Source organism: Herbaspirillum sp. B65, from assembly GCF_000333555.1.
Taxonomy (GTDB): Bacteria; Pseudomonadota; Gammaproteobacteria; order Burkholderiales; family Burkholderiaceae_D; genus Herbaspirillum; species Herbaspirillum rubrisubalbicans.
Genome location: NZ_BADI01000028.1, coordinates 1 through 11407, shown reverse-complemented (window position 1 = coordinate 11407; position 11407 = coordinate 1). Strand labels below are relative to the sequence as shown.

The following is an 11407-nucleotide window of genomic DNA, read 5'->3' as shown; positions in this document are numbered from 1 at the left end:
ATGCCAGTTGCGCCAAGCTGCTGGCCCTGGCGGAGAAGACCCTATGAGCCACGGTTTCGAGATGCCTGGCGCGGCGGCGGCGCGCCCGGTCGTTCCGGCCAGCGCGCCGGTGGCGTGGCTGGCGGCCTTCCTGCGGGCTTATCATCGGGTGGCGGTGTTGCTGGGGATGATTGCGCTACTGGTCACCTCTTGCATCCTCACCTATTCGGTGGTGGTGCGTTACTTCTTCCATCAGCCCACCGACTGGCAGGATGAAGCTTCGGTCTTCATGCTGGTGGGGGTGATCTTCCTGTGCTCGGCCTATGTGCAGTCGCTGCGCGGCCATATCGGCATCGAGGCGCTGGCAGGCTTGCTCTCGCCGCTGGCCAACCAGGTGCGCATGTTCATCGTGGATGTGGTGTCCTTGCTGTTCTGCGCCTTCTTCACCTGGAAATCCTGGGCCTTGTTCCATGAAGCCTGGGTGGAAGGGCAGACCACTTCCTCGACCTTCGCGCCGCCGCTGTGGATTCCGTATTCGCTGATGGCGCTGGGCATGACCATGCTGACCTTGCAATTGCTGGTACAGGTGCTGGTCCGCATCACTGGCACCGTTCCCGCGCCGCAAGCCGGAGGTGCGCAATGAGTCCGCTGACCCTGGGTGTGCTCTATGGCGTGGTCACCATCCTGGTGATGTGTTCGGGAATGCCGATTGCCTTCGCGCTGGGCGTGGTGGCCACTGGCTTCATGTATTTCTTCATGCCGGAATCGTCGCTCGATACCATTACGCAGAACGTCTACGAGGAAATCGCTTCCATCACGCTGCTGTCCATTCCGCTGTTCATCCTGAAGGGGGCGGCCATCGGCAAGTCGCCTGCCGGCAAGGACTTGTATTCGGCCATCCACGCCTGGCTGAACAAGGTGCCGGGCGGCCTGGGCATCGCCAACGTGTTTGCCTGCGCGCTGTTTGCGGCCATGGCCGGTTCCTCTCCTGCGACTTGCTCGGCCATCGGTTCGGCCGGCATTCCCGAGATGCGTCGACGCGGTTACTCGCCCGGGTTTGCAGCGGGCATCATCGCCGCCGGCGGCACCCTGGGCATCCTGCTGCCGCCTTCGATCACCATGATCCTGTATGCAGTGGCCGCGGAACAGTCGCTGGGACGCCTGTTCCTGGCCGGTATCGGGCCGGGTGTGCTGCTGGTGATCCTGTTTGCCGGCTATGCCGTCTTCCGTGCGCGCAAGGAGTACAAGCTGGCGCACGCGGTCTATACCGCAGGCGGCGCCAAGTCGGCCTACCTGGATGATGAGCATTTCACGCTGGCGCAGAAGGTGGAAATGCTGCCGCGCGTGCTGCCTTTCCTGATCCTCTTGATCGGGGTGATGGTGGCGCTCTATGGTGGCCTGGCCACGCCTTCCGAGACCGCCGGCCTGGGCGCGCTGCTGGCGCTGGTGTTGATTGCGGTGGTTTATCGCATCTACAAGCCGAAAGAGATCGCGCCATTCCTCAGTTCCACCATCAAGGAATCGGGGATGCTCTTGCTCATCATTGGCATGTCGCTGCTGTATTCCTACGTGATGAGCTATCTGCACATCAGCCAGTCGGCGGCGCAGTGGGTGGTCGACCTGCACCTGTCGAAGTGGCTGCTGCTGGCGGTGATCCTGGCCATGGTGATCGTGCTGGGCTTCTTTCTGCCACCGGTGTCGATCATCCTGATGACCGCGCCCATCATCCTGCCGCCGTTGAAAGCCGCCGGCTTCGATCTGATCTGGTTCGGCATCGTCATGACCGTGGTCATGGAGATGGGCCTGATCCACCCCCCGGTGGGGCTGAATCTGTTTGTGATCAAGAACATCGCACCCGATATCGCCTTGGGCGATGTCATCAAGGGTACGATTCCTTTCCTGGCGCTGATGTTTCTCGCGGTCCTGCTCTTGTGCATGTTCCCGGGCATCGCGACCGTATTGCCTGACCTGTTGATGGGAGCCAAGTAAATGAGTAGTAGCGAACGCGTGTGGAATGCGCGCCAGAAGAACCGTGAACAGCGGCTGGCGCGCGCCACCGCCGCATTGGGAAGTCAGTTGCAGGGCAAGATTGCGCCCGCCGATCAACTGGGTGAACTCCTGTATGCGGTGCTGGAAAACGGTGACCGTGTCTGTGTCGAGGGCAACAACCAGAAGCAGGCCGATTTCCTGGCCAAGGGTCTGGCCGCGCTCGACCCGGCACGGGTGAACGGCTTGCACATGCTGTTCTCGGTGCTGGCCTTGCCGGAACATCTGGACGTGTTCGAGAAGGGCATCGCTGATCGGCTGGACTTTTCCTTCTCCGGCCCGCAAGCCGGCCGCCTGGCCAAGCTGGCCTCGGCCGGCAAGCTTAACATCGGCGCCATCCATACCTACCTGGAACTGTTCGGGCGCTACTTCGTCGACCTGACCCCGCGCGTGGCGCTGGTGGCGGCACAGGCGGCCGACCGCCACGGCAACCTCTATACCGGGCCCAATACTGAAGATACGCCCGCCATTGCCGAAGCCACGGCCTTCTCCAGCGGCATCGTGATTGCGCAGGTGAACGAAATTGTCGATGAGCTGCCACGCGTGGATATCCCTGCGGATTGGGTGAGCTTCGCCATCAAGGCGCCCACGCCGCATTACATCGAGCCGCTGTTCACGCGCGATCCGGCGCAGATTTCCGAGATCCAGGTCTTGATGGCGATGATGGCCATCAAGGGCATCTATGCCGAATACGGCGTGCAGCGGCTGAACCATGGCATCGGTTTCGATACCGCCGCCATCGAGCTGATCCTGCCGACCTATGCCGAATCGCTGGGTCTGCGCGGCAAGAACTTGCAACACTGGGCGCTCAATCCGCATCCGGCCTTTATTCCGGCCATCGAAGCCGGGTTTGTGGAGTCGGGGCATTCCTTCGGCTCCGAATTGGGCATGGAAGACTACATCCGCGCCCGTCCCGATGTCTTCTTCGTCGGCCCCGATGGTTCCATGCGCAGCAACCGTGCCTTTTCGCAGACGGCCGGCCACTATGGCTGCGACATGTTCATCGGTTCCACCTTGCAGATCGACTTGCAGGGCAATTCTTCCACGGCCACGCTGGGTCGCATCGCCGGGTTTGGCGGCGCCCCCAACATGGGCGCGGATGCCAGGGGCCGCCGCCACGCCAGCGAAGCCTGGCTCAAGGCTGGCCAGCAGGCGCGTGCCGGCCGCAATACCATCCCGCGCGGACAGAAGCTGGTGGTGCAGACGGTGGAAACCTTCCGCGAACACATGCAGCCGGCCTTCGTCGAAAAACTCGATGCCTGGCAACTGGGCGAGCAAGCCAAGATGCCGATTCCGCCCGTGATGATCTACGGCGATGACGTCACCCACATCCTCACCGAAGAAGGCATCGCCAACCTGTTGCTGTGCCGTACCGAGGAAGAGCGCGAGCAAGCCATCCGCGGCGTGGCGGGTTACACCGCCGTGGGCATGGGCCGCGACAAGCGCATGGTGGAAAACCTGCGCGACCGCGGCATCATCCGCCGCGCCGAAGATCTGGGCATCGACAAGCGAATGGCCACCCGCGACCTGCTGGCGGCCAAGAACATGAAAGACCTGGTGCGGGCTTCCGGCGGGTTGTACAACCCACCCAAGCGCTTCCGCAACTGGTAAGCCATCTGCAATGAAAGCGACACTATGGAAACTTTGACTTTTCGCTTTGAGCACGGCTCGCGCCGCCTCAAGGCTGCGCCTGAACTGGTCGGTGTGGTCAGCTCGGGCAACCTGGAAGTGCTGATCGAAAACGCGTCCCTCAACGGTGCCTGCGCCATCGAGGTCAAGACCGCTGCGCGCGGCTTCGGCACCATCTGGGAAGCGGTGATGACCGACTTCCAGCAGCGCTGGCAACTGGCCGATACCCGCATCTCCATCAACGACATGGGCGCCACGCCCGCCGTGGTCAGCTTGCGTCTGGACCAGGCGGTGGAAGCCATGGTGGAGGAGGGCCAATGAGCGCGAGCTATCTGGAAGCCACGGCGCGCGAGCGCATCCTGGCGGTACTGGACGCCGGCAGCTTCAAGGAACTGCTGCCGCCGGCCCAGCGTGTGGTGAGCCCGCACTTGGGGCAACTGGACGCACCGGTCTCCTTTGACGATGGCGTCATCATCGGCGAAGGCTTGCTGGGCGGACGTGCCGTGATGGCGGCGGCGCAAGAGGGTGGTTTCATGGGCGGAGCCGTGGGCGAGGTGCATGGTGCCAAGCTGGTGGGCTTGCTCAAGCGCGCCATCGCCCGTCAGGCGGCTGGCGTGATCCTGCTGCTGGAAACCGGCGGGGTGCGGCTGCATGAAGCCAACGCCGGTCTCATCGCCGTCTCCGAGGTGATGCGCGCCGTGCTGGAGGCACGCGCCGCCGGTATCCCGGTGATCGTGCTGATCGGCGGCGCCAATGGCTGCTTCGGCGGCATGGGCATCGTGGCGCGCTGCGCCAATACCATCATCATGTCCGAAGAAGGACGGCTGGCCATGTCCGGCCCCGAAGTGATCGAGACCGCCAACGGCGTGGAAGAATTCGATTCACGCGACCGCGCCCTGGTCTGGCGCACCACTGGCGGCAAGCACCGCTACCTGATCGGAGACTGCCAGCAATTGGTCAGCGATGACACCGAGGCCTTCCGCGCCGCTGCCATCGCTGCGCTGGGCCAGGCCGGCGACGTGCCCTTGACGTTGGCCGCGCTGGAAGCCGAACAGGACATGCTGCGCCGTCGCATCGCCACCTTCGGCCATGCCGAGGATCCGATGGACATCTGGGCCGAGCTGGGTGTGGCCCAGCCGGAAGCGGTGCCGATGCTGGAAGCCGGCGCCTTCACCGCCATGGCCGAGCGCCTGCGCATTGCCGCCAAGGCCTGAGAGGAATCCATGAATCAAACTGTCACTCCCATCCAGGTCGACTGGCGCGCGCTCGCGCAAGACCTGTTCCCGCAAGGTCATGCCATCACCGAGCAGGAGTATTTCCTCTCCGGCACGGCCCAGGTCGACGGCAGCACCGTCACCGTGGTCGGCACCACCGGCCACACGCCCATCGGCATCGAGATTGCCCTGGCCCAGGCCAGCGTGATCCTGCAGACGGTGCGTGAGCATCCGGGCCGGCCCATCGTGATCCTGGTCGATACGCAAGGCCAGCGCCTGCGCCACCGTGATGAAATGCTGGGCATCAACAGCTACATGGCGCACCTGGGCAAGTGCGTGGAACTGGCGCGCCGCCAGGGCCATCGTGTCGTCGGCCTGGTGTATGACCAGGCACTGTCGGGCGGCTTCATCACCAGCGGACTCATCGCTGATGCCTGCTATGCCTTGCCAGCGGCCACCATCCGCGTCATGGGCTTGCCGGCCATGGCGCGCATCACCAAGGTGCCGCAAGAGCGGCTCACTGAACTGGCCAAGAGCAATCCGGTGTTCGCCCCCGGCCCGGAAAACTATCTGCGCATGGGCGGCGTGGCCGAGATCTGGAACGGCGACCTGGCCCAGGCCCTGTCGCAGGCGCTGGCGGTAGACCGCAGCGCCGACACCCGCGCCGCCATTGGCCTGGAGCGAGGCGGCCGCAAGTGGGCGCAGCGGGTCATCGAGGCGGTGGCGCACGACACACCGCTCAACGGATGATTGCGCCCGGGTCTTGCCTGGCGCAGTCACGCCACCACCTGCTCTGGTTGAGCGAGTCGGCCTGGGTGCGACTGCAGGCCCAGTGCCGTGATGCGCGCCAGGCAGCGGCACTGGCGTACTGGCAGCGGATGCGCTGGCCGGTCATCGTGCGACGTCTGGAGGGGGATGTGGCCCATGATGAGATCTGCGTGGGTATCGCCCTGCCGCCGGACGCCCAGGGCAACAAGCCGCGCATCGCCTTGCGCGTGCAGGCGCAAGAAGTCGTGGCGCGTCATGCGCCGTTCCTGTTGCGCGACATCGTGGCGGCGCATCTGTCGGGCTTGCCGCCGGCATGGCAGAGCGGTCTGGACCAATTGCAGCAACACATGGCACGGGCCGGCATCACGCTGGCCGTGTTCGGTTCGCTGGCCTGGCAGGCGCTCACTGCCGAGCCCTATCTGCGCAGCAGTTCGGACATCGACCTGCTGTTCCAGCCACGTAGCGTGGCCCAGCTGGAAGCCGGCGTGCGTCTCCTGGCGTGGCAGGCGATGTTCCTGCCGCTCGATGGTGAAGTCATGTTCCCCGAGGGGGCTGCGGTGTCCTGGAAGGAGTGGCGCCAGGTCGCGGTCCTGGGCAATGGTGGCGAGGGCAGGGTGCTGGTCAAGCGCGCTGCCGGCGTCGCCCTGGAGCGGGTCGCGACCCTGATCGCCAGCCTGCCACAAGAGGAGCCGCAGTCGTGCGTCGCCTGATCGATCACCCGGCGCTGCTGGCGCCGCCCTTGCCTCATCTGCAGCACAATGCGGCGCACCAGCACCTGGCATTGTGTCGCCTGCTAGCCCGGCTGGCGCTGCGCAGCCTGCACCAGGAACTGGTGCTCTATCCCAAGCCTGGCCTGGTCTCGCGCGTGGACAATGGCAGTCATGCCGACATGACCGCCGAGACCTTCCTGCGCAGTCTGTTCGCCCTGCGCCATTACTTCTTCCAGATTGCCGCTGCCGGGCTGGAGGGCGCGCCCTTCCACACCCTGCAACGCCTGGCGATACGCGCCGAAGAACGCATGTTGAGCGCCACGGGGGGCGTCAACACGCATCGTGGCGCCATCTTTGCGCTGGGCATGTTGTGTGCGGCCATGGCTTGTTGCCGGGGCCGGCGCTTGCCTTTGCAGCCGGCCACCGTCCGTGCCACCTTGCTGATCCAGTGGGGCGATGCGCTGGCACGCCATAGCGCAGCCATTTCCGGCGGCTCCCACAGCCATGGCCAGCGTGTAGCCGCCCGACATGCCGTGGGCGGAGCGCGTGAAGAGGCGGCGCTGGGCTTTCCGTCCGTCTTCGAGGTGGCTTTACCGCAGTTGCAGGCCACGCTGGCACAGGGGCGCGATGCGTATCACGCCAGGATCGACACGCTGTTTGCCCTGATGGCGCAATTGAGCGATACCAATGTCTACCATCGCGGCGGGGCCGAGGGTGCCGCGCTGGTGCGGGAGCGCAGCGCCGCCTTCCTGGCTGCGGGTGGTACGGCTCGCCCCGGTTGGCAAGAGGATGCCGTGGATTGTCATCGACTCTTCGTGGCGCGGCGCCTGTCACCGGGCGGTGCGGCCGACCTGCTGGCGGCGGCTTGCCTGGTGTACCAGGCAAGCTTGCTGGAGGCCGACGCGCGATGAGCATGAGGCTGGCCATTCTCTGTCCGGGGCAGGGGGCGCAACACGCCGGCATGTTCGACCTGCTGCGCGAGGATGCCCAGGCCGCTGCCTTTTTGACGCAATGTCAATTGAGCGATCAGCTCCAGGCACCACTGGGACAGGTGCTCAATGATCCCGCCCAACGCTACGCCAACCGCAACGCCCAGCCGCTGATCGTGGCGGCCCAACTGGCGGCGTGGCAGGCGCTGCGTGCACCGCTGAGCGCCATCGCGGGCGCACCCACCCTGGTGGCGGGCTATAGCGTGGGTGAGTTGTCGGCCTACGCGGTGGCCGGTGTCATCGCCGCCGAGGACACCGTCGCGCTGGCCGCGCAGCGTGCTGCGGCCATGACGCAGGCCGCCAGCGCCTACCCGCAGCAAGGCTTGATGGCCATCAGCGGGGTGGCCATCGCTAGCGTGCAAGCTTGCCTGGCGCGCCATGGCGGCTTCGTGGCCATCGTCACTGGTGAGGACTCGCTCATCGCCGGTGGCCCCGATGCGGCCTTGCAAGCGGCCGCCGCCGAGCTGGCGGGGCAGGGTGCGCGCAACTCGGCCTTGCCGGTCGGGCTGGCTTCACACACGCCATTGATGCAGGCTGCCGTAGCGCCTTTCTCGGTGCACCTCGATGCACTGTCATTGCATTCTCCCGTGCTGACCTTGCTGGCTGGCGTCACGGGACACACCGTCAGTGACAGCGCCCAGGCGCAAGCGCTGCTGCTGCGCCAACTGTGCGAGCCCATCCAGTGGTCGGCCTGCATGGATGCCTGCGCCGAGCGGGGCGTGAGCGTGGCGCTGGAACTGGGCCCCGGTGCGGCCCTCTCGCGCATGTTGCGCGAGCGCCATCCGCACATTGCCTGTCGTTCGCTGGCCGACTTCCGCAGCCTCAACGGGGCGCTGGCCTGGTTGCGTCGGCAAGTCGACTGAGCCGATGAGCTACATCAAGTCATCACTCCGATTGCCGAACTGCGCGCTGGCATACNGGCGCGGGCGGTGCTATCTTGAACCCATGTCTTCATATCTTCCCCAAGCGGCATGACCGTTTCTGTCAGATCAGGCTGACAGTGCAACACGCTTTATGCATTTCTTGACGACCACGCTGCGAACCAATGCCAGGTCGTCCAGTCGCATCTTCAAGCCATGCCTGGCCGGGTGCCGGGCATGGCCATTGATCAACCCGACCAGGAGGCCCCAGGATGAAAGTCGATGTGTACAAGCGCCCGGACGGCGACGGATTGTTTTCCTATCTTGTCCTGCCCCACGAAGAAGCCCTGCCGGATGAAGTCACCAATACCGATTGGCAGATTCATGAACAGAACGTGGACTTCGAGCGCGATGGCAAGCGGCATTTCACGCTGGAGGCGGAAGATGCCTTCATGCAGATCGGTGAGAAGGGCTATGCCATCACTCATCTGAACGAACGCAGCGAGGACGGTGCGGCCTGATAAGCAGGTTTAAGCAGGCCTCGGCTGTCAGCAAGGAAACACGAGGAGAGCATCATGCCAACCGAACAAGTAGGCGATTATGAAGTCGAGTATGCTGGTGTGCGCCTGATCGGCGGTGAAGAGTGGGTGGCGCAGGTGGCCATCTTCGGCCACTCCACCAATCCCATGCATCGCAACCCGGTCTTTCCGGTGCAACGGGTCTTGCCCGACCAGACCTTCGGAGATGAAAAAGCGGCCGAGGAGGGCGCGCGCCAGGCCGCCCATGAGCTGCTGGAGAAAGCAACTCACCACTGAAGAGCGCTGTTGAGAACCCATCAGCCGGGCCCGTGCCCGGCTTTTTCACGCCAGGTGGCACGGAATTCGCATGAGAGAAGCACAACCGCCGCCATGCGATATCGGCTCATGGCCGGTTTCGCCATAGAATGGCGATCATTGCGTTTTACTTCATATCCCTCTTCATCCTCGTTTCGCCAGGCCCGCCATGAAACCGCCTCTACTCGTTTTGATTCACCTTTCCGAAGAAAGCACCGCTACCATCGCCGCCCACTACGACATCCTCTACGCGCCGGATCGCCCGCGCCGCGATGCGATGATCGCCGGCCCTGCCAAGAAAGTGGCGGTGGTGCTGACCAATGGTTCGACCGGGCTGACGGCCGATGAAATGCGCGCCTTGCCGCACCTGCAACTGGTATGCGCCCTGGGCGCCGGCTTTGAAAACATCGACGTCGCCCACGCCCAGGCCCACGGTATCGAGATCGCCACCGGTGCCGGTACCAACGAGGATTGCGTGGCCGATCACACCATGGGCCTGCTGCTGGCCATCCTGCGCAACATTGCCGTGCTGGACCGCTACACCCGCGAGGGCGGCTGGCGCGAGACCCTGCCCTTGCAGCCGCAACTGGCGGGCAAGCGGGTGGGCATCGTCGGCATGGGCAACATCGGCAAGAAGATCGCCCGCCGCGCTGCTGCCTTCGATGCCGAGATCGCCTATTGCAACCGCAAGAAGCGCGATGACGTCGATTACCACTACTTTTCGGACGTGGCCCAACTGGCCGGCTGGGCCGATTGCCTGATCGTGGCTGCCCCCGGCGGCGCCCAGACCTTGCACCTGATCAATGCCCGGGTGCTGGAAGAACTTGGCCCCAAGGGCTATCTGGTCAATATCGGTCGTGGCAGTGTCGTCGACACCGAAGCGCTGGCCGCCGCGCTGTCCTCGGGTCGTCTGGCCGGGGCTGGCCTGGATGTCTACGAGGGCGAACCCAAGCCGCCGGCTTCCCTGATCGGCTTGCCCAACGTGGTCTTGACGCCGCACATTGCCGGCTGGTCGCCCGAAGCCATCAGCGCCTCGGTGCGCCAGTTCCTCCGCAATTGCGAGGAACACTTTGCCGCCGCCGAGCCGGTGGTACGGGCCTGAACGCCGCCATCGTCCGCATCAATGCGAGTTTTTTTGCCATAGCCGGGCTGGCTGGCCGATAATACGGCCGCGGTCGGGACGCTCCTCCACGAGAGCCCCGACCGGTCGCCTGCGCACTCGGGGGAGTGCCCGCGGCCGGACCCCGCTGACCAAGATCAACCCAACGCCATCACACTACAGACAGAGAGAGCCACGCACCATGGATCTGCCATCTCACCAACTCACCATGACGGTCCTGATGACCCCGGACATGGCCAATTTCGCCGGCAACGTGCACGGCGGCACCATCCTCAAGCTGCTCGACCAGGTGGCCTATGCTTGCGGCAGCCGCTATGCCGGCCAGTACGTGGTGACCCTGTCGGTGGACCAGGTGATGTTCCGCCAGCCCATCCACGTGGGCGAGCTGGTGACCTTCCTGGCCAGCGTCAACCATACCGGCAAGTCGTCCATGGAAATCGGCATCAAGGTGGTGGCCGAGAACATCCGCACCCAGGAAACGCGCCACGTCAACAGTTGCTTCTTCACGATGGTGGCGGTGGATGACCAGCGCAAGCCGATCACGGTGCCGCCGCTGCGCCCCTTCTCGCAGGAAGAAAAGCGCCGCTTCGACGCCGCCGTGATCCGCAAGTCGCTGCGCCAGGAACTGGCGCGCCGCTATGAGGAATTCAAGCCGGGCGTGGAGAAGGTCAACTGATACGCCGGCGCAGGTAGCCCAGCAAAAATCCAGCCGGCCAGGGGCGCGGATCAGGTCGTCAGCGGCCCGAGTGCGCCGATGGCAATGGTCAGCAGGCCCAGGCCCAGGTTGATGCCCACCAGCAGCCGCACCTGGCGCAGCGCGCGCGAGGCGCGGTCCCAGTCCTGCTGGGCGCTTGCCAGCTTGAGGCGGCGGAATGGGGCGAAGAAGATGTGGGCGAAGATCAGCATCATCACCACGCCGATGCCGGTCATGGCGTGTACGTAGGGCGGCAGCATGGCCGCGCCGGCGCTCATGACGCCCATCATGTGCAGGCCGCTGCCCAGCACCAGCGCAATGGCCACCCACACCCAGATGAAGAAATTGCCCAGCACCGCCGCCATGAGGCTCAGTCGCTGCTCCGGATGCAGCACGGCCAGGGCCGGACGCAGGGCCATGTGGGCGAAGAACATGCCGCCGACCCACACGGTCAGTCCTAGCAGATGGAAGAATTTGGCAAACAGCATGGCACTCCCGTCAGGGAATTCGCGAAAAAAGTGTGCGCATTGTCGCATGAGCGGGCGGCCGGCGTAATGCTTCCCCT

Annotated in this window: 14 protein-coding genes; 13 read left to right on the top strand and 1 reads right to left on the bottom strand. The window is 64.7% G+C overall.

The genetic code is table 11. From position 1 onward, the window contains the following. The first annotated feature begins 43 nt into the window (after positions 1–43). From I5W_RS00625 to I5W_RS00565, 13 genes are all read left to right on the top strand, one after another. Positions 44–622, top strand: coding sequence for a TRAP transporter small permease (locus I5W_RS00625; RefSeq protein ID WP_044527803.1), 579 nt, complete (start codon positions 44–46; stop codon positions 620–622). Further along, positions 619–1968: a TRAP transporter large permease gene (locus tag I5W_RS00620; RefSeq protein ID WP_044527802.1), complete on the top strand. Its 1350-nt coding sequence runs from the start codon at positions 619–621 to the stop codon at positions 1966–1968. Before I5W_RS00625 ends, I5W_RS00620 begins: the two co-directional genes overlap by 4 nt. Continuing rightward, positions 1969–3636, top strand: a complete 1668-nt coding sequence (gene mdcA / locus I5W_RS00615) for a malonate decarboxylase subunit alpha (protein WP_044527801.1) — start codon at positions 1969–1971, stop codon at positions 3634–3636. Positions 3637–3660: 24 nt separating this feature from the next. Further along, positions 3661–3975: a malonate decarboxylase acyl carrier protein gene (gene mdcC / locus I5W_RS00610; protein ID WP_017450297.1), complete on the top strand. Its 315-nt coding sequence runs from the start codon at positions 3661–3663 to the stop codon at positions 3973–3975. Continuing rightward, on the top strand, positions 3972–4868 hold the full coding sequence (locus tag I5W_RS00605) for a biotin-independent malonate decarboxylase subunit beta (RefSeq protein WP_044527800.1): 897 nt from the start codon (positions 3972–3974) through the stop codon (positions 4866–4868). Before mdcC ends, I5W_RS00605 begins: the two co-directional genes overlap by 4 nt. Positions 4869–4877: 9 nt before the next feature. Further along, positions 4878–5618 (top strand): biotin-independent malonate decarboxylase subunit gamma, encoded by a 741-nt coding sequence (gene mdcE, locus I5W_RS00600; protein ID WP_044527799.1) that lies wholly within the window; start codon positions 4878–4880, stop codon positions 5616–5618. Further along, on the top strand, positions 5615–6346 hold the full coding sequence (gene mdcG, locus I5W_RS00595) for a malonate decarboxylase holo-[acyl-carrier-protein] synthase (RefSeq protein WP_044527798.1): 732 nt from the start codon (positions 5615–5617) through the stop codon (positions 6344–6346). The genes mdcE and mdcG overlap by 4 nt, the downstream gene beginning before the upstream one ends. Then, positions 6334–7257: a triphosphoribosyl-dephospho-CoA synthase MdcB gene (mdcB, locus tag I5W_RS00590; RefSeq protein ID WP_044527797.1), complete on the top strand. Its 924-nt coding sequence runs from the start codon at positions 6334–6336 to the stop codon at positions 7255–7257. Before mdcG ends, mdcB begins: the two co-directional genes overlap by 13 nt. Next, positions 7254–8198, top strand: coding sequence for an acyltransferase domain-containing protein (locus I5W_RS00585; RefSeq protein WP_044527796.1), 945 nt, complete (start codon positions 7254–7256; stop codon positions 8196–8198). Before mdcB ends, I5W_RS00585 begins: the two co-directional genes overlap by 4 nt. Before the next feature lie 269 nt (positions 8199–8467). Next, positions 8468–8716, top strand: coding sequence for a DUF6139 family protein (locus tag I5W_RS00580; RefSeq protein WP_017450303.1), 249 nt, complete (start codon positions 8468–8470; stop codon positions 8714–8716). Between the two features lie 54 nt (positions 8717–8770). Next, a complete protein-coding gene (locus I5W_RS00575; protein ID WP_044527795.1) occupies positions 8771–9010 on the top strand; it encodes a hypothetical protein in 240 nt (79 codons plus the stop codon). Positions 9011–9197: 187 nt separating this feature from the next. Further along, entirely contained in the window at positions 9198–10130 is a 933-nt protein-coding gene (locus tag I5W_RS00570) for a 2-hydroxyacid dehydrogenase (RefSeq protein WP_044527794.1), read from the top strand. Positions 10131–10329: 199 nt separating this feature from the next. Continuing rightward, positions 10330–10824, top strand: a complete 495-nt coding sequence (locus I5W_RS00565; RefSeq protein WP_044527793.1) for an acyl-CoA thioesterase — start codon at positions 10330–10332, stop codon at positions 10822–10824. A 50-nt stretch (positions 10825–10874) separates the two neighbouring features. Here I5W_RS00565 and I5W_RS00560 read toward each other — a convergent pair whose 3' ends face one another. Beyond that, positions 10875–11330, bottom strand: a complete 456-nt coding sequence (locus tag I5W_RS00560; RefSeq protein WP_044527804.1) for a CopD family protein — start codon at positions 11328–11330, stop codon at positions 10875–10877. Between the last annotated feature and the right edge of the window lie 77 nt (positions 11331–11407).